Origin of the sequence: Desulfovibrio sp. UIB00 (genome assembly GCF_022508225.1) — a bacterium.
Lineage (GTDB): Bacteria > Desulfobacterota > Desulfovibrionia > Desulfovibrionales > Desulfovibrionaceae > Desulfovibrio.
Map to the genome: position 1 here is coordinate 599,429 of NZ_JAETXJ010000002.1, position 20,424 is coordinate 619,852.

General features: G+C 61.6%; 2 protein-coding genes. Both read left to right on the plus strand.

Features of this window, described 5'->3' with window-relative positions; translation table 11 throughout:
- The first annotated feature begins 2 nt into the window (after positions 1–2).
- A complete protein-coding gene (locus JMF94_RS05630) occupies positions 3–16,784 on the plus strand; it encodes a non-ribosomal peptide synthetase (protein ID WP_240824194.1) in 16,782 nt (5,593 codons plus the stop codon).
- Positions 16,781–20,314 (plus strand): alpha/beta fold hydrolase, encoded by a 3,534-nt coding sequence (locus JMF94_RS05635; protein WP_240824195.1) that lies wholly within the window; start codon positions 16,781–16,783, stop codon positions 20,312–20,314. The genes JMF94_RS05630 and JMF94_RS05635 overlap by 4 nt, the downstream gene beginning before the upstream one ends.
- Positions 20,315–20,424: the final 110 nt, after the last annotated feature.

Below are 20,424 nucleotides of genomic sequence, written 5' to 3' on the forward strand. Positions count from 1 at the left end.
GAATGGCAAAGATTGTGCCTCTAACCGGGTGTCAAAAAGAACTGTGGCTCTCTGCAAAAGCGGCGCTGTCCGACTATGCTGAAACCTCCATTCGGGGTTGTTATCACGTTGACGCCCGGCTCGATCCCGATCTGTTGCGCCAGGCCATCAAGCGTACGCTGCATTTCACGCCTCTGCCCGCCGCCTCCCTGTGCCAGGATGAAGCTGAGCCGTACTTTCTTGTGGGTGAACCGCAGGAGCCTGATTTCAGGGTTCTGGACGCCGCAGCGCAACCGGATCCCGTCGCCGCTGCCGACCGCATGATCGACGAGTTTTTTGAAGAACCGGTCGAAAACCCCCTTATGCGCTACGCCCTTGTCATCACTGGCGAGGCAAGCTGCATCGTTGCCATGAAGTGCTCGCACGTGGTGTTGGACGGGCTGGCATTCTTTTTTCACATAGCTGTCATTGCGGACGTTTACACAGCACTCGCACGCGGAGAAACGCCAGACCTTGGCGAGCCGTGCTCCTGCGAAGAAGCCTACCTTGAAGATCAGGCGCACTGCGCCTCGCCGCGTTTTCAGAAAGACATGGCCTTTTGGCAGGAACACCTCTCCCGCCTGCCAGAAAAACGCCTGCTGCGCGCCCTGCCGGGGCGGCCCGATGTGCTTGGCGAGAGCCGTCACCAGAAGTTTGTGCTGTCAGAAAAAGCCTCGCGCGAAACTTCTGCGCTCATTGCCGCCCACAAGGTCAGCCCTGCGGTGTTTTTTACGGGCGTCTACGCACTCATAGTGTCGTTCATGACTGGAGAAAAAGACATTGTGGCTCTTGCCCCCGTGGCCTACGGGGAGCGGAAGGTGTTGTACCGGCGGCAGGGGGCCATGATGTCGCTGCCGCCCCTGCTGGTGAACGTGCCCGCGCACGATACCCTTGCCGGGCTTCTGGAGGCCATCAGCGCGCAGAATGGCTCGTTTTACCGCCATGTGCGCACGCCTTATCAACTGGCTGCCCGCCAGCTTGAAGGCAAAAACTTTGCCTTTCTGGCAGATACCTTTGTCAATTTTCTGCCCCATACGCCTCCCGGCACGCCGGAATTCCCCATTGTCGAGGCGGAGCAGAGGCATAGCGCCAAGGAGCCGATCCTTTTCGGCACTCTGGTTATGCAGGAACTGCGCTCGGGCTGCTTTTCGCTCACGGTGCGCAACAGTCGCAACCACCTGAGCAATAGGGATGTGGAGCGTTTTGTCGCCCGCGTTGAGAGTGTAGTGGCCCAGCTTGCCGCTGGCATTGAGCCGCCGCAGCTTGATTATCTGCTGGATGAAGAAAAGCGGGAACTCGCGCAATGGCGCAGCGGCCCTGCCAGGACGTATGATATCCGTTCCTTGCCCGAACTTTTTGACACTGCTGCGGATGCCTTTGCCGAGCGCGTTGCCGTCAAGGACGAATGGGGCAATGCCCTTTCGTACGCGCAGGTGCGGGAAAATTCCCTGCGTTGCGCCTCGTGGCTGGCTGGGCAGGGCGTTACCCGGGGCGGCATTGTGGCTGTGTCGGCGCAGCGCACGGCCAATCTGCCCGAAGTTGTGCTTGGCATCCAGCGGCTTGGCGCAAGCTATCTACCCATCGACCCCAAGGCCTCACCCGAGCGCATGGCCTATATTGTGGAAGACGCCGGAGCAGACATCACGCTTGATCTGGCCGACCTTGCCTACCGCCAATCCCCAATAACGCCCCTGCCGCAAGCGCCCCGGGTAGAGGATGGAGCCTACCTGATCTACACCTCCGGCTCCACGGGCAAGCCCAAGGGGGTGCTGGCTCCGCACGGCGGCTTTGCCAATATGATTCAGGGGCAGATCGAGCTTTTTGGCGTACAGGCAGATGACCATGTCTTGCAGTTTGCGCCGCCCATTTTTGACGCCTCGTTGTCGGAAATGTTCATGGCTCTGCTGGCAGGGGCCGCCCTGTACCCGGTGAGCGACCAGTGCCGCAACGCGCCCTGGACGCTGCGACAGTACATGATTGATAACGACATAACCGTTGTCACCCTGCCGCCCTCGTACCTCAATCTTTTTGAGGGAGAGCCCTTCCCCGGCTTGCGAGTGCTCATAACGGCGGGCGAGCCGCCGGTGGTGGGCGATGCCCTGCACTATGCCAAGGGCCTGCGTTATTTCAACGCCTACGGGCCCACGGAAACGTGCGTCTGCGCGGCCATGAAGGAAGTTTTGCCCTTTGAGCCGCAACCCATCAGCGTGGGCAACCCCATCCCCAACGTGACGCTTTCCATCCGCAATGGCGAGGGGCGCGAGATGCCCGCAGGCATGGCGGGCGAACTGTGGATAGGCGGGGCAAGCCTTGCCATCGGCTACCACAACAAGCCTGAAATGACGGAGCAGCGTTTTATCCACCTGCCGCAGGAAAAAAACACCCGCTTTTACGCGTCTGGTGATCTGGCCTTATGGTCGGACAGGGGCGAAATCCTGCTGCTGGGCCGCGCTGACGATCAGGTGAAGATTCGCGGCAACCGGGTGGAGCTGGCCGAGGTGGCCTGCCTGCTTGAAAGCTGTGAAAGCGTCAGTCAGGCGGCGGTGCTGGCCGTCAAGGATGCGGGCGGTCAGGCCAGCCTTGCGGCTTTTTTTGTGCTGCGGCCCGGCGCATCCATAGAAACGGTGGTTTCGTGGAGCAGAACAAGTCTGCCGCCCTACATGGTGCCCTCGGCCTGGCACGTGCTTGAAGCCATGCCCCTTGCCCCCACAGGCAAGATAGACCGCAAGGCTCTGCAAAATATTGCACGGCGCGGTGAAGCGCAGGGCGGCAGTGACCGTAAGCCCCATGCTGGGCTTCTGGAGATTTTTGAGCGCGTCCTTGGCCGGGCCTATGATCCCGAAAAAAGCTTTTTTGCCCAGGGCGGCAACAGCCTTAACGCCATGTCGTTGCTGCATGCCATCCGCAAAACTTTTAACGTTGATATCTCCTTCCGCAGTTTTGTCAGCTGCGAGACGCTGTTTGATGTGGAAGCCCTGCTTGGCGGCGTTCGTGCGGAGTCGGCCCTTGCGGATATTGAAAGCGCGCCGCTCAGCACCGGGCAGTTCCGCATCTGGGCCTACCAGCAGGTGAACGAAGGCTCCATCGACTACAACATGCCCCTGCTGCTTGAACTGCACGGCGACAGAACAGCGGATTTTCTGGAAGGCCTGCGCAGGGCCGCCAACGCGCAGGAGCTTTTTCACTGCACAGTGGCGGGCGATATAGACAATCCCCATTTTGCGCGGGGCAAGGGCGAGGTCTATCTGTGCAGCGTGACCATTGCCGATGCGCGCGAAGCGGCGGTGTTTTTTGACCAGCAGATACACACGCCTTTTGACCTGCGTGTGGAGCCGCCCGTGCGCCTTGTGGCCGCTGTTTTGCCGCAGTGCGTTCAGGTGCTGGTGCTGGTGCACCATGTGGCGGGCGATGGCGAAACCCTTGAAATTCTGCTGCAAAATGCCTTGCGTTACTTGAGGGGCGAACCGCCCGTGCGCGGTCTGCTGGCTGTGCAGGAGACTTTTTGCCGCAGGCAGGCTGCCTATGCAGCATCGCCAGCCTGCGCAGATGATGCGGCCTACTGGCAGGAGGTGCTTACGCCGCCAGTGCCCACGGTGAATCAGGCGGCAGGAGCCGCCAGCCGCAAAGGCGCCATGATCGGCGTTGATCTTGATGCGGAAACCGCGCAGGGATTTGAAATCCTGGCAAAAAATTCTGGCGCGAGCGTACTGGCCTGCTTTGTGGCCTTGGCGGGGCGCGCGCTCTGCCGCCGTTTTGAAAGAAAAGAACTGCTGCTGGGTGTGCCCATGGGGCTGCGCGAAACGCAGGACGAATTCTGCGCTGCCGGGTTCTACGTCAACACCGTCCCCCTGCGTGTGCGCCTTGACGGCCTTGAAGACAGCGCCGCCGTGGCCGATGCCGCCCGGCAGATGCGCCAGGCCATTGAACACAGCCGTTATTGCGCTGCGGATATCGTACCCGAATTTTTGGCAACACATGCGCATTTTGAACCTGTGGGTGTTCCGGGGCTTGAACTGAACCGGTTGGAGCTGGAATTGCGGGCCAGCAAGCTCACAGCCAGCTTTACCCTCGTAACGGGCACGGCTTCGCGCATTGTGCTGGAGTACGACGCGGGTTGCATAGCCGATGCCCCGGCCCTGCTGGATGATCTGGCGCAGAGCATGCGCCGCGCCTGCGAAGGCCTTGCCCGCCGCAATCCCCGGCAGGTATTGGCCGATGCCTGGCGCGAGATACTGCACCCCGGCAGTTCCAGCGCAGTGCAGGAAGAAAGCGACTTTTTCCGCGATGGCGGTGATTCCATCAAGGCTATCCAGATAACGGGCATTCTGCGCCGCAGCGGCATAACTGCCCTGAGTGCGCCGGATTTTTTGCGCAAGCCCCACTTTGGCGATCTCTGCATTCTGCTGGAAAGCGCCGACAGCGAGCTTTCTGCCGCGCAGGCGATGGACTACACGCCTGTTGCCCCTGGCGAGCAGGTTCCCCTGCTGCCTTTTGCCCGCTATTTCCTGGGTGCGCATCCCCTTCACTGGCAGCAGTTCTTCATGATGCTGCCGCTGGAAATCCGCGCGGATGTGCCAACGGCGACCATTGAAGCATGGCTGCAAACCCTGCCGGAAAATCATGAATCCCTGCGCATGGCCTTTGCGCCGGATCATGCCGTGCTGCTGGCTGAGCCGCAAAAAATAATCCTGCACTGCCGAGATGTTGCCGACACTGTGGAGCAGACAAGCCTGCTGCGCGAGGCGGTGGGGGAGATCACGGCGGGCCTTGATGCATCATGCGGCAAAACTCTGGGGGCCATGCTGGTCCGGCACGGCGAGAGGCGCTTCTTGCTGCTGGTGGGGCATCATCTTGCACTGGATGCGCTTTCGCTTGAAACCCTGCGGCAGGGCTTGCTCCATTACTGCCGGACAGGCAAAGCCCAGCGAGAAACGCACGGTCTTGGTCTGCGCGCTCGCGAGGTTGAGCGCTTGCGCGCTGGCGGGGTATTCCCTTCTGCGGCGCAGCGCGCCTTGTGGCAGGCTGCCTGCGTAGAACCATGCGTACCCTTGCGCGCTCTTTTGTCCCAGAGCCGGGACAGGGCAGCCAGCCGTGCCCGTCTGGCTGCGCAGCTTGAGGGCTTCCGGCTGGAATACTGCACCGATGCCAAGGCCGATCTGCTGTCCGCTCTTGCCTGCGCCCTGCATGCTCAGGGGCAAAAGGGGGCGGTGCGCGTAACGCTTGAGAGCCACGGGCGCGATGAGCTTTTGCCGGGCTTTGACGCCAGTCGCAGCCTTGGCTGGTTTACGGCAGTCTGCCCCATGCCGCTTGAGCCTGCCCTGAACTGCCCGCAGGCCCGCGAAGTCCTCGGCCCCTGGCTGGCACAGCATTTCAGCCCGGAAAATTGCAATGCCTATGGATACTTGCGGCAGGAAAACCCGGCTGAATTTGGATATACGGCCCAGATTGCCTTTAACTATCTGGGGCGTGTGACGGGCCAGCCTGACGAAGAGGCCTCTCTGATGCTCTCGGCTCTGGCTCCGGGGCTTATCCCCGAACTTGTCCACGCCGATATGGAGGCGGATGCCCCGCTGGAGCTTTCGGTCTTCTTTGATCAGCAGGGCGTCCTGCACCTCGGGGCATGGTTCAGCCCTCACTGTCTCCCGTATGATTGGGTTTTCGGCTTGCTCCAGAGTTGGCTTGCCGCCCTGAAGACCCTGCCCGCCTATCTGCCGCAGCAGACCCTGGACGCCATTTTTGCCGCCTGCGGCTGCCATGCGGACGAAGTGGAGCGCATCGCGCAGCCGGATGCCGGACATGCCCCCTTGCTGTATCAGTCCCTGCTTGCGCAACCAGGGGTTTATACCCAGCAGGTGGAATTTCATTTTCGCGGCCCGGTGGATATTTTTGCGCTCATGCGCGCGTGGGAAGCGCTCACCGCGCGGCACGAAAGCCTGCGTTCCCTCTTCCCCATGCCCGTGGAGGGCGAATTTTACCGCGTGGTGTTGCTCAAGGGCCGCACCAGCCTTGAGTTCCACGACTTCTCCCATTTGCCGGAGGCCGAGGCCGAAGCGGAAGCGCAGGCCCTGCTGCGTGCGGAACGGCAGCGCGGCTTTGACGTACAGCGCGGCCCTCTGCTGCGGGCGCGGTTTTTCCGCCGGGGTGGCGACCGCGTGGTCATGAGCTGGTGCTTCCACCATCTGCTTATGGACGGCTGGTGCATGGGCGTACTGCTACGGGAGCTTTTTGCCCTGGCCGGGGCCAAGGGCGGGCCGGAGAACAGCCGTTTGCCGGAGCCTTTCCCGCTGGAAATCTATTCCCGCTGGCGCGCGCAGTTTGATGAACGTGCGGCGCGGGCCTACTGGGCCGGATTGTTGCAGGATTTCAACGGACCGACCGGGGTTGAGCTGGCCCAACCAGTTCCCCATGCTGGCGCTTCCGGGGAATTTGACGAGCCGCAGACAGTGGAACTGGAGCTGGACGCCGCCCTGAGCGCCAGCCTGCAAGAACTGGCAAAAACGGAGGCGGTGACGCTCTCCGCCCTTGTTCAGGTTCTGTGGGCCATTGTGCTCGGCAATGCCAACAATGGCTGCCGCGATGTGGTCTTTGGCGTGGTCACTTCCGGCCGCCCGGCAGAGCTGGCGGGCATTGAGTCCGCCGTGGGGCTGTTCATCCAGACCTCGCCGCTGCGTGCGCGCTGGACAGCCAGCGACTCCCTCGGCGCGCTGTTGGCCCAGGTGAAAGAGCAGAGTCTGCAACAGATGCGCTATGGCTATGTGCCCCTGGCGGCACTGGGCAGAAATCTGCTCGACCACCTGATGGTCTTTGAAAATTATCCTGTGGATACGAGTTTTGATCACAATCGTGTTGAACTGCGCGACATGCGCGGTTTTGAAAAGCTGCCTTACGCCCTTGGCATTTCGGTTATTCCCGGCGTGAATCTGCGTTTCCGCTTTTTGTATGATCCCGATCGGTTGCCAGAGGAGAGGGCGCTTGCCCTGCGCAACGCGCTGCATGCCGTGCTTGCGGCAACGGCTTCAGGGGCCGCGCGTACCTGCCTTGCGCTGGAAGACGCGGCGAACAACGCGTTGGCGGACGCAGAAAGGCCCGTCGGAGAGCAGGACGGAGCAGAGCCGTGCGTTGCAGAAAATGCGCCCGATAACGCTGCCGTCACAGCCGTGCAAGCCCTGGCCCCGCAGGCGCTGGATGTGGCGGATCTGGCGGAAACCGTGCGCGCGGCCTATGTCGCTGTGCTCGGTTGCCCTGTGGATTCTGTGGATGCGGATTTTTTCCAGCTTGGCGGTCACAGCCTCATAGCCATGAGTCTGCTCTCGCAGTTGAGCAAAAGCCTCTCCGTGGCAGTGGGCATAGAGGACGTGATGGGTTATCCCAGCCCGCGTGCCTTGGCCTCCCGCATAGGCAGTCTGGCAAAACCGGATGCTGTTATTCCGCGAGTGGAAGGACTTGCAGCCTACCCCCTGTCGCCAGCCCAGCAGCGTATCTGGTTTCTGCAAAAGCTGCATGAGGGCGGTCAGGTTTATGTGATTCCTTTTGCTGCGCTGCTGCGCGGCCCCGTTGATGCCGTGGCCCTGCAAAAGGCGCTGACCCTGCTTGAAGAAAGGCACGATGCCCTGCGCCTGCGCGTGGCGCTGGATACGCCGGAGCAAAGCCTTGCCCCTGCTGGCGGTCTGCGGCTTGAGTGCTATGATACGCCCCTGACCGATGCAACATATCTGGGCATGAGCCTGCCTCTGGGGCCGGAAAGGCCCTTGGTGCGCGTGGCCCTGTTCCGGCAGGAGGATGGCAGCCACGCGCTGCTGTTCTGCTTCCACCACATCATATTTGACGGCTGGTCGGCGGAAGTTATCACCCGCGAACTCAACGAAGCCTACGGCGCGGTGTTGCAAGGCAGTGTGCCGCAGTGGCGGCCTCTGGATCTGGATTTCGCAAGCTACGCCCTGTGGGAATCGCAGCGGGAGGCGGAAGGTCTTGAGCAGATATGCAGTGACCTCTCGCCCCTGCCGGAGCGTCTGCGCCTGCCGCTGGATTACCCCCGCCCGGCAGTGCAGCGTTTTGAAGGAGCCGTGCAAAGCTTTGATCTGGGGCTTGAGCGCAGCCATGCCCTCAAGGACTGGGCCCTGCGGGCCGGGGTAACGGTATTTCCCGTGCTGCTTGCGCTGGTGGATGCCTTTTTGCTCCGCCATACCGGGCAGGACGACATTATTGTAGGCTGCCCTGCGGCAAACAGGGAGCATGAGCAGGTTCAGGGACTTGTGGGCCTGTTTGTCAACACGCTGGCGGTGCGGGCGCGCATGAACGCGCAGGGCGGCTTTGCCGAACTGGCAGGCACGGTGGATGCCGCGTTCAGAAAATCATTGTCCGCGCAAAACTGCCCCTTTGAAAAAGTTATCGAAGCCGTGGGGGTGGAGAGAAATGCCGCGCGCAATCCCGTGTTTGACGTATTTGCCGCGCTGGAAGACGCAAGCTGGAACAATTTTGGCCGCCCCCCCCTGTGCATGGAGCCTCTGCCTCTGCCGCACCTGTGCAGCAAGTTTGACCTGAGTTTTTACTTCAAGGAGCGGTCGGACGGCGGCTATACGGTGGATGTGGAATACTGCACCGAGCTTTTCAGCCCGCAGACAGTCCGCCGCATGACCGAGCGCCTGCTGACCCTTGCGGACGCCGTGCTGGCTGATGATGCAAAACCCTTGGCCGAACTGGATATTCTGCCAGCGCGGGAGCGCGCAGAACTTGCCAGCTTTAATGATACGGCGGAACCGCTGGATGTTGCCGCCGACATGGACAGCCGTTTTCGCGCTCAGGCTGCCCGCACTCCCCATGCCATGGCAGTGATGGACGCCGCAGGCACGGCTGTTTCCTATCGGCAGTTCAACGTACAGGTGGATGCCGTGTGCGCATGGCTGCAAGGGCAGGGCGTGGCGCGCGGTCAGTATGTGTGCGTGTGCTTTGAGCGCTCGCCCGCAATGCTGGCCTGCATTTTTGCCGTTTTGCGGCTTGGGGCAGTCTATGTGCCGCTTGCCGCCACATTGCCTGATGAACGCATGCGGTCCGTGTTTGAAGACCTCGGACAGTGCGTAGTGCTGTGCGAAGCGCGCTTTGCGGAGGCCTTCCGCAAAAATTTGCAGGACGGGCAGGACGGGCAGAATGGGCAGTGCGGCCAGCGCGTGCTCTCCCCTGATTTTGAGGCGCTGGTCGCTGGGGCGCAGGTGCCGGGCGCTGTTCCTCATTATGAAGCGGAACCCTTGCCGCCGGATTCCCCGGCCTACGTGATCTTTACTTCCGGTTCCACCGGGCGGCCCAAGGGCGTGCCTATCGAACACGCCAGCGTTGCCAACCGTCTGTTGTGGATGCAGTCGCGCTTTCCCATCGGGCAGGGCGACGTGGTGCTGCAAAAAACCACCATCACCTTTGACGTGTCGGTGTGGGAGTTGTTCTGGTGGTCGTGGCAGGGCGCGGGCATTGCCCTGCTGGAACCGAATGCGGAGAAAAATCCCGCCCTCATCGTGCAGGCCATAGAGGCCCGCCGGGTCACGGTGCTGCATTTTGTGCCGTCCATGCTGCGGGCCTTTCTGGATCATCTGGAGGGGCACCCCGGCGATGTGCGCAGGCTGCGGTCATTACGCTACGTGTTTACCAGCGGCGAGGCCTTGCCCCGCGAGCTTGTGGCGCGGTGGAACGCCCTGACGCATGCGGATCAGTTGCAGGTGGAACTGCACAATCTCTACGGCCCCACCGAGGCGACCGTGGACGTGTCGTGGCAGCCCTGCCTGAACACGCCGCCCCATGCGGTACCCATTGGCCGTCCGGTCAGCAATACCCGGCTGTACGTGCTGGATGCCTGCAAGAACCCTGTGCCGCTGGGCGTAACGGGCGAGATTTATATCTCGGGCATACAGGTTGCCAGAGGTTATCTGAACAGGCCCGACCTCACGGCCCAGCGGTTTATGGATGATCCTTTTGCTCCCGGCAGCCGGATGTACCGCACGGGCGATCTGGGGCGCTGGCTGGCTGATGGCGGCATTGAATACCTCGGGCGCAACGATGATCAGGTGAAAATTCGCGGCTTCCGCATTGAGCTTGGCGAGGTCGAGGCGGCGCTTGGGCGTTGCCGGGGCGTGTCGCAGGCAGTAGTGCGGATGGGCCGCATTGGCGAATACGCGGCGCTTGAGGCCTTTTTGCTGCCGCAGGGCGGCGCGCGGCTTGATCTGGCGGGCATCCGCGCGGAGCTTGCGGCCCTGCTGCCCAACTACATGTGCCCGTCCCGTTTTTTTGTGGTGCAAGACATCCCGCTGAGTCCCTCGGGCAAGGCCGACCGCAAGCGCTTGCAGGGTCAGCCCTTGCTGGCGGGTGGAGAAAGGAGCGCCGTCCCTGAGCATGCCCCGGATGCATTGCAGTCTGGCCTTCAGTCTGGTCTGGAATCCGGCATCTCTCCCGCACTGATTGAAGCCGTGCGCGAAGTGTGGCGGCAGGTCATGCCAGAGGTGCAGGCCGAGCCTGATCTGGGATTTTTTGACGCGGGGGGCAATTCGCTCCTGCTGGTGCGGCTGCACACCCTGCTGGACAAGCAGTGGCCGGGAATATTCACGCTGGCGGGGCTTTTTTCAGAAAGCACCATCCGCGCCCAGGCCGCCTTTATTGCGCGTGTGCATCAGGGTGGCAGTACGGTTGCAACCCGCCATGCAACCACAGCGCCCATAGCCATTATCGGTATGGCCGTGCGCCTTGGCGATTATGCCGATGTGCAGAGCTTCTGGCGCGATCTTGCCAGAGGCGCGGACAAGAATATTCCCATGCCCGAAAAAAGGCGCGGCGAAACGCGGCAGATTTTTGATGCCGTGGGCCTTGCCTTTGACGATGCCCGCCTGCGTGAGGCGGCCTATCTTTCGGACATTTCCTCCTTTGATTACCGGCGGTTCGGGCTTTCGCCCAACGATGCCAGCCTGCTTGACCCGGCCCAGCGCGTTTTTCTTGAAACAGCCCTGCGTGCCCTGGACGATGCGGGCTACGGCGGCAACGCCCTGGAAAACGCCGATGTGGGCGTTTTTGTGGGCGCAAGCCCGGTGCGCCTGTTCCAGACTGCCGTGACGCGGGCCTTTCCCGATCTGGCGGAGCAGACCTACCTGCTCAATGTGCCTTCCAACGTGCTGGCCCGTCTGAGCTACATGAAAAACTGGCACGGCCCTGCGGCCAGCATTGATACGGCCTGTTCGTCTGTGCTGGCGGCCCTGCATCAGGCCTGCCGCAGCCTGCACGAGGGCGAGTGCGCCGTGGCCCTTGTGGGCGGCGCGCATGTTATTGATCTGCCTGTAAAGGCCGATGCGCCCTTTGCCATCGAGTCTGCCTCTGGGCGCACCAGAACCTTTGACGCCGGGGCCGAAGGCGTTGGTGCGGGCGAAGGGGCGGCGGTATTTCTGCTCAAGCCGCTGGACGCCGCACTGCGCGATCACGATGCCATACATGCGGTGATCCCCGGCAGCGCCGTCAATCAGGACGGCAAGTCCTCCAGCATGGCCGCGCCCAATCCTGAGGCGCAGGCCGAGGTCATTGACCGAGCTGCACGGAACGCGGGCGTCTCACTGGCGGACATCCAGTTTTTTGAGGCCCACGGCACGGCTACTGTTCTGGGCGACCCGGTGGAAATTGAGGGCCTGCGCAGGGCCTTTGCCCGGCAGGGCGCGCGGCGGGAGCACAAGGCGCTTATCGGTTCGGTCAAGGGTAATCTGGGGCATCTGGATGCCGCCGCTGGTGCTGCTGGCCTTGCCAAGGCCGTGCTCTGCCTTGAAAACGGCCTTGTGCCGCCGCAGCCGCATTTTGAGCGGCCCAATCCCCATATTGATTTTGAGGCCGCGCCCGTGCGCGTGGCGCAGATGCTTGAGCCGCTGCCCCCGCAGGAACGGCCCTGGCGTTGCGGCGTCAGTTCCTTCGGCCTCAGCGGCGTAAATACCCATGTGATTGTGGCGGAGCATCAGGCGCAGCCTTTGCCGCAGGACGACGGGCACTGGCAGTGCGTTGTGTTTTCCGCCCCGGACGAAACCTCGTTGCAGGACTATGCCAGGGCGGTCGCGGCGGCTGTGGCGCGCAACGAGGGCTGGCCCCTGCATGCCATTGCCGCCACCCTCATGGCAGGGCGGGATGCCCTGCCTGTGCGCGCGGCCCTTGTGGCGCGTTCCCGGCAGGAACTGCTTGAACAGCTGGACGCAGGGGTCTCGGGTGTTGCCGTACCCAGCGCGGGCCGCCAGGATAGCCGGAGCGGCATGGAAGACGCCCTTCCCGGCGCATTCTTAACCTCGCTGGAAGCGGCGCAGGCAGCCGCCAGCGCTTTTCTTGCCGGGGCAAGCCTCGCGTGGCCCGCAGAAAGGCCCGTCTACAGGGTGCATCTGCCCGCAGCTCCTCTCGTCGCCGCTACATCGTGGCCGCGTTTTGCAGCGCATTTTCTTTCCGAGCCTGTTATGACGCCTGCCGGAAAGGCCTTTGCCCTTGCCGTGGACAGGCCGGATTTCTGGCCTGCGGCGGAGCACAGGCTTGAAGGCGCCCCCTTGCTGGTGGGCATGAGCCTGCTGGATTGTCTGGGATGGATTGGCGGAGCCGCTCCCCTGAGCCTGCACGGCCTGCGCTGGCGCAAGCCCCTAACCTGCGGCCCTGGATGCCGTGCGGTGCTGCTGGCGCAGGAGCAGGGCAATGCCCTTGCCGTGGAATTGCACCACTTTGAACCTGCCACCCGCAATTCTGGTGAGGCTTCCACGAAAGGACAGACCACCGGCACATGGAGCGTGGCCGCCAGCGGTCTGGTGCGCGGCGGAATTGCCCGCCCTGCAGCATTGAACCTGTCAACATTGCGCGAAAGCCTGCACGAAATAGCGCAGCAAGATACGCCGGAAGATTCGCCGCTCATGGTCAGCGGGCGGTGGCAGTGCCGCAAGGCGCTCTGGGCGGCGGAGGACGGCAATACCCTGCTGGCAGAGTTGAGCCTGCCCGAGGCCTATCGGGCGGATTTCAATACCTTCCGCTGGCATCCGGCCATGATGGACATTGCCGCAAGCCTTGCCCTGCGCGGCGCTTACGGCTTTGTGCCCGCTGGTTGCCGCATGGTGCGGCTCCACAGCCCCCTGACCGCGCAGGCCTTTGCGCTGGTGCGTGTCACCGACCGTCAGCAGGGCATGATCGTGGCCGACTGCACGGTGACGGACGCCATGGGGCAGATTGTTGCGGAGCTTGAAGGAATGACCTTTATGGCCCTGCGCAAGGGCCAAACCGCTGGCATATCCGGCCCGGATACGCCGCAGATGCATCCTTTGCATGGTGATCTGCCGCAGCCGGAACTGTACGCCATTGGCTGGAACCAGGCCGATCTGGAAGGCTCTGTTGCCGGGCCGCAAAACATGATCTTGCTTGGCGGTCAGGGGAGCCTTTTGGGTGAAGCCTTGGCGCCGCTTGCGCACGCGCACCGTCCCTTGCCCTTGCAGGCGGATGAAGCCCGCGCTCTGGCGCGTGAAATCCTTGCTGGCCCCACAGACCATCTGCTCTGGCTGCCCAGCTTGAAGTCTGGCGCGCAAAACGACACGTGGCCGCTCTGCGCCCTGTTGCAAGAGGTTTGCAGTGGTGGTCTGCGCCGACCCTTGCGCGTCACCGTTGTGGGCAGCGGGGCCTTTGTGCCGGATACCCCCGCCCATGAACCGCATCAGGAATGTTTGCCGCAGGGCGCATTGTATATGGGGCCGCTGCTCTGTCTGCCGTGGGAAGAACCCAGGATTTCCTGCGCCTATGTGGAGCTTGAGGAGCAGAACGCAGCTTCCGTAGCGGCCCTTGCGGCCAGCCTCGGGCTGGTTGACGGGCCGTATGTGGCGGCTTGCAACGGCACTGTGCGTGTGCGTAAGCTGGTCAAGCTGCCGCCTGCGCCTGCCTCTGCTGCCATGCCTGCCATCACAAAGGACGGTTGCGTGGTGATTACCGGCGGCCTCGGGGGCATGGGCCAGACGCTGGCGCGTCAGATTTATGAGCGTTATGGCGCGCACGTGGTTTTGCTGCACAGAAGCAGCCAGTTGCCGCCCCATGCGCTGGAGGGCGTGCCCTTTGCCGCCTTCCGCTGCGATGTCACGGATGCCGCGCAGGTTGAAGAGGTTTTTGCAAAAATCCGGAGCGAGGTCGGCCCGGTGCAGGGTGTCATTCATACGGCTGGCGTGGCTGGCAGGGGCTACCTGCTGACCAGTGAGAGGCAGGGATACGAATCCGTGCTGGCCCCCAAGGTGGCTGGAACCTGGAACCTGCACAAGGCAACCCTTGGTGATGATCTGGCCTTTTTTGTGCTGGCTTCATCGCGCACGGCCCTTGTGGGCGCGCCGGGGCAGAGCGACTACACAGCCGCCAATGCCTTTTTGAACGCCTTTGCCGGGTATCGCCGCCGCCTTGGGCTGCCCGCGCTTTCCATCAACTGGAACACATGGTCGGGTGTGGGCATGGCTGTTCGCGAGGGACTTGGCAACGGGCCGGAGGCCGCGACCATGCTTGCGCCTCAGCAGGCCCTTGCCGTGCTTGAGGCTGCGCTCGCCAGCGGCGAGGAGCTTGTGGCTGTGGGCATGACGGGCGAAAACGCAGAGGATTTCGCCCTTAACGGCCTGCCCGGCAGCGCGTCAATCAGCAGCAGTGCGGCGAAGGGCAATGCCACGCAGGCGCAACCCGGCGTTAATGCCGACAGTCTTGATGGGGCAGCTCTGCTTGAGATTATCCGCGATTGCCTTGGATATGACAGACCGCTGACCAGAGAGGACGACTTTTTTGATCTGGGTGGCGATTCCATTGCCGCAACGCGTATTGTGAACCGGCTGGACAAGGAGGCGGGGCTTGCCCTCGCTGTGGCGGATCTGCTGGAAAGCGACACCCTCGGTGATATTGTCGACTGCGCCCTTGCCTCGCGCAAGCCAGCGCAGCCGCTGCAAAAGAACGAGGAAACAACACCAGTTCTGGATAAGTACCCCGTGGGCAACGAGCAGCTTGCCATCCTGTATGCCGACATGGTCAGCGAGGGCGATCTGGGTTTCAACCTGCCAGCATTCCTTGTGATGCCGCCAGATGCAGATGCGGCGCGACTTGAAAAGGCCCTTGCCCAGATTGTGGCGCGGCATGAGGCGCTGCGCACCAGCTTCTGCGACTTTGAGGCCGAGCGTCCGGCCATGATTATTCATCCGTTTACGGGATTTACCCTTGAAGAAAGGCGCATCCCCGATCTTGCGCACAAGGATGACATTATCCGGCCCTTTAACCTGCGCAACGAAACAGGCTTTCGCGCCTGCCTGCTTGTGACCGATGCGGGTGAAAAGATCTTGTTCATTGACCTGCACCACGCCCTTGGGGACGGCAGAACCATGTCGCTGCTCAATGTGGAGCTGTACCGCCTGTATCACGGGCTGGAGCTTGCGCCTGTGACCGCGCAGATGAAGGATATCGCCTGGCGGCAGGTCATGCATCCCGATCCCGAAGCGGCAGCCTACTGGCAGAATATTTACAAGGGTGAATTGCCTCGGCTGGACCTGCCCGCATCGCTTCCCCGGCCCCGGGTGCACACGGGCAGAGGCGGCACGTATGAATTCGACCTCGCGCCGGAACTTGTGCAGGCCATCAAGGGGTTGGCCCGCAGGGAAGGATTGACCAACTATCAGGTTTCGCTCTGCGCCTGGAGCCTGCTGGCGCAGGCCTACACCGGCTCGCAGGATATTGTGGTCGCTGTTTCAATGGACGCGCGGGGCGAACATCTCAACACTGCGGGCATGCTGGCATCAGTGCTGCCGTTGCGTTTCAGCGTGGACCCCGACCAGCCTCTTTCCGCCCTGCTGCGCGCCACGCGGCAGGTCAGCAACGAGGGCATGCGCCACCGCGCCTACATCCTTAACAATCTGCTGGCCGACCTCAGGCAGACTGCATGGCCGGACAGATCGCCCCTGTCGGAGATCATCCTCTCGTACATGAACTTTGAATTTGCCGCCGAAGGGCAGGGCCTGTTTGAATCCCTGCGGTTCAGCAAATTCTCCAGCAAGACGGATCTTTCCATCTTTGTGAGCGATATTGGTGAGAGCATAAGCATTGCCCTTGAATACTACGCAGACCTGTTCAGCGAGGCCGATGTGCTGCGCATGGCCCGCGATTATGTGCATATGCTTGAGCTTATGACCTCCGCGCCTGCGGGTGCGCCGCTGCACTTTACACCTACTGACCTGCCGTGCGCCGCTGGCGGTGCGGTCAGCCTTGAAACGTGCGAGGCCTTGGCCCCGGCAGCCGTGCGGCAGGGCATTGAGGCCGTGGCGGCTGGCAAGGGCGCATCTGCCGAGGCTGTGTTGCTGGCGGTGTTTGCCGTGCTGCTGGGCAAGGTGACCCAGCAGGAGCAATTAGTGGTGGAAGTGCCGCCAGAGCGCGCCATCAGGTTCCGCATTGACGACAATATGGAGTTTGAAGAATTGCTGGCCTTCACGCAAAAGGGGCTGACGGATAAGGTCGGTATGGGTGATGTTGACCACGGGGTCTCTGGCCTTGCTGATGATGACATGCCCCTCATGCAAAGTGCCCTGCGTCTGGGTTTTGCATTTGCGCGGGGGGGCGTCTCTATCCCTGATGCGCAAGGGAGGGGGTATGGTCTTTTCTGCTCGGTCCAAGAACAGAAGGAAGGTCTGGCCCTGCATTTTGCGTATGATCCGCAGCAGCTTGGCGCGGAAACCGCTCAGGACTGGCTGACTTATTACGGGAATTTTCTTGAAGGCATAATTGAAGGGGCGGCATGATGAAGTTATCGGATTTTTCCTTTGCCACTCCAGAAAAAAAATCTGCAAGGCCAGAGTCTGCCAGTATTTCCTGCTCTGGCCCGCATACTGCGAGCGCCACGCAGGCAGGGGGGGAGTTTGCCAGCCTTGAGCATCTGTTCCGCAGCATTGCTGACGCAAGGCCAGAAGCCGAAGCTCTGACCGGGGGCGGCCCTGGGCTGACCTTCAGGGAGCTGGACGTTCTTTCGGAGCGCATTGCCCGTTTCATCCTTGCGCAGGGTTATGGGCACGAGGCTGTGGTGGGCGTACTGTGCGCGCGCGGCGCGGTGTATCTGGCTGCGGCTCTGGGCGTCATGCGGGCCGGCGCGGTGTACCTGCCCGTGGAGCGCGAGCAGCCGCAAGGCCGCAAAGAGGCCATGCTGCGGCCTGCAAGCCTGATTATTGCCGACAGCGCCTGCCTGCGCGAGGCCGAGTATTTTCACTACAGAAATCCCGGCATCCGGCACGTACTCTGCCTTGATGCGCAGGAGTATGACGATGCCGCCGAAAAAGGCACAGGCCTTGTGAGCACGGAATACTGGGAGCAGGTGGCTCAGGCTGGCAGCGACATGGGCTGGAAGAGTGACTTTGACTCCGCCCCCTGCCCGCAAAGCGAACTCGCGGCCATGGCCGCTGCCGTACTTGAAAAATGCGGGCTGGCTCACAAAGCAGAGGCTCCCAGCGCGGAAGATTCCCGCGCAGGCTGCAAAGTGCTGGATGTGGGCAGCGGGTCTGGTTGCGTGGCGCAAGCGCTTGCCAAGGCCGTGCAGGAATATGCGGCTGTGGATCTGGCCCGCAATGAACTCAGCCGCCTTGCCAGTTTTGACGCTGCCGCCAGGGTGACGCCGTATCGTATGGAAGCGGCGGACATTCATTTTCTTGAAGGTCAGGCCTTTGACGTGGTGGTCATGAACGGCGTGGTGGAAAATTTCCCCGGCTACAACTATCTGCGCAGGGTGCTGCATCACGCCGTGGAGATGCTCACGCCTGACGGCCTCGTTTTTGTGGGGGCGGTGCGCGATCTGGATTGCCGGGACGACCTGCGGGCTGCCTTGCAGGCCCATGCCCTTGCCACTGGCGATCAATCCGGCTTGCTGCGGCTTGATGCCTCTGCCGAGCTGTTTGTTCCCCGCCAGTTTTTTACGGAGTGGGCGGCGCGCTGCCCTGTGCCGGTGCAAGTGACGTTCTCGCCTTGTGTGCTGGGGAAAGACCGTGAGCAAAGCCGTGCAGATGGCGGCGAGCAGCACGGGGCGCAGGCCTTCCGCTATGATGTGGTCATCCGTCCAGGCGGTAGCCGCCCCCAGGTTACGCTTTCGCGTTTTGGCGCGCAGTATCTGCCGCCTGCGGGCGGGCAAGCCCTGCCCCCATGCGAGCCATCTCAGGCGGCCTACATCGTGTATACCAGCGGTTCAACAGGCACTCCCAAGGGGGTGGTGGTTGAGCACTGCAACCTCATGCACATTTTGCGCGCCTTGCGGCCCTATGCGGCGGGCTGCGAAAGGGTGGGGCTGGTTGCGCCCCTGTCGTTTGACGCCTCGGTGCAGCAGTTGGCTGTGTCTGTCTTCAGCGGCAAAAGCCTGCACGTGCTGTCAGACGAAGAACGCAAGAACCCCTCGCTTTTTTGCGCCTGCGCGCGTGAGCGCGGGCTTGACCTGTGCGACATGACACCCGCGTTTTTCAACGTGCTTACAGACTGGCTTGCCGAGCAACGCCAGCCTTTGCCGCTCAAGGCCCTGCTGCTGGCGGGCGAGGTGCTGCGGCCTGATGTGATCCGCAAATTTTACGCCATCCCCGGCAACGAGGGCGTGGTGCTGTTCAATGTGTACGGCCCCACGGAATGCACGGTGGACAGCAGCGCCTTTCGCATAGATATGGGCAACCATCAGGATTTTACCGCCTATCCCATAGGCAAACCGCTTGAAGGCGTGCGCATCTGCGCGATGGACAAAAATTGTCAGGAGTTGCCTGATTCCGTTACTGGCGAACTGTGGATTTTTGGCGATGGCGTGTCGCGCGGCTACCTGAATAACGCCAGCCCCGGTGCGTTTGTGGAAAAAGACGGCCAGCCCTGCTACCGCACGGGGGACAACGGCTATGTGCAGAACGGCCTTGTTTTTTACCGTGGGCGTGAAGACCAGCAGGTGAAGATACGTGGCAACCGGGTGGAGCTTGGCGAGGTGGAAAAAGCCGTGGCGGGCTTTCCGGGCGTGCGGCAGGTGGCGGTGGTGGCGGATACCTTCCGCGCCGGGGAGGAAAAAAACCTCGCCGTCTACGTGGTGGGCCATGTGGATATGGGCGTGCTGCGGGGGTATCTTGAACAACATTTGCCGCCGTACTGCGTGCCCGCCTATTTTGTCCCCATGATGGAACTGCCGCTTTCGCTCAATCGCAAGATAGACAAAAAGGCTTTGCCGTCACCCCTGGGAGGAGTGGAAATTCAGCGCGGGCGCATGCCTACCGGGCCGTTAGAAGAAAAACTGGCCGGGATATGGAAGCGCCTGCTGGGATTTGAAATCACCGATGCCGATGCTGGATTTTTCAATTTGGGCGGTCACAGCATTCTTTCCATCAGGCTTATTGCCATGATTGAAAAGGAAATGGGCGTGCATGTGGCTGTGAATGAGCTGGTCACGCATTCAACTATTGCGCAGTTAGCGGCCCTGCTGGCCGGAAAGACCGAAAAGCGTGAAAGCCCTGTTATCCAGTTGCAACACTGCGAGGGCGGCAAGAATCTTGTGCTGTTTCATCCTGTTGGAGGCAGTGTGTTCTGCTACAGCGACCTTGCGCGCCTGCTTGGCGGCAAATATTCGGTCTACGCTGTTGAGGCGGCTGGCTTCAGCCAGAGGCGCACGTCGCTTACCACAGAGCTGCATACGGTTGAAAGTCTGGCGGAGTATTATCTGGACGAAATACTCAAGGTCGAGAGCCGCGATATCATCTGGGGCGGCTGGAGTTTTGGCGGTCTGCTGGCCTATGAATGCTCCCGGCGGTATGCGGCGCTGGGCAACCGCAGCGAGCCTGTCATTATTCTTGATACCGTGGCCGATAATACCCGCGCAAAACAGATGGCGGCCAAGGATGATATTGAACTGCTGCAGCTTATTTTGCAGGACGGCATGGCCTTTGACCCCGTAAAGCTGCGCGCCATGCCGCGCGAGCAGCAACTGGGCTACCTTGTGGAATGCGGGGAGAAAAGCGGATTGCTGCCTGCCGGGTTCAGCGCCGTGCAGATGGACAACCTGCTGCTGACCTATCGCGGCAACACCCTGGCCGCTGCGCGTTATGAGCGGCCAAGCCCCTCCGACTGCAAGCTGCTGCTGGTGCGCGCGCTGGATTTTGCAAGCAACCCGCAGATAATAATGAATGATGACTACCAGGGCTGGGGCCGCTTTTTGAAAAAGGAAAACATCACGTTGCGCTGGACGCAAGGCACCCACGAATCCATGCTTTCTGCTGGCCTCGCCGCAAACGTGGCACAGCTCATTCTGGAGTATCTTGAAGGCGAAGGGTAGTCGAAAATATTGCCTATAAAAAGTCTAGATATGCTCTTGGAGTATTTCTTAACAATGTTGTAAAACTATTGTCGGTAAAAAGTGAGAGCTATTTCTATTTAGAGAGGGTG

Excerpts from the sequence above, each read along its gene's own strand:
- JMF94_RS05630 (WP_240824194.1), top strand. The coding sequence starts at position 3 with ATGGCAAAGATTGTGCCTCTAACCGGGTGTCAAAAAGAACTGTGGCTC.
- JMF94_RS05635 (WP_240824195.1), top strand. The coding sequence starts at position 16,781 with ATGATGAAGTTATCGGATTTTTCCTTTGCCACTCCAGAAAAAAAATCT.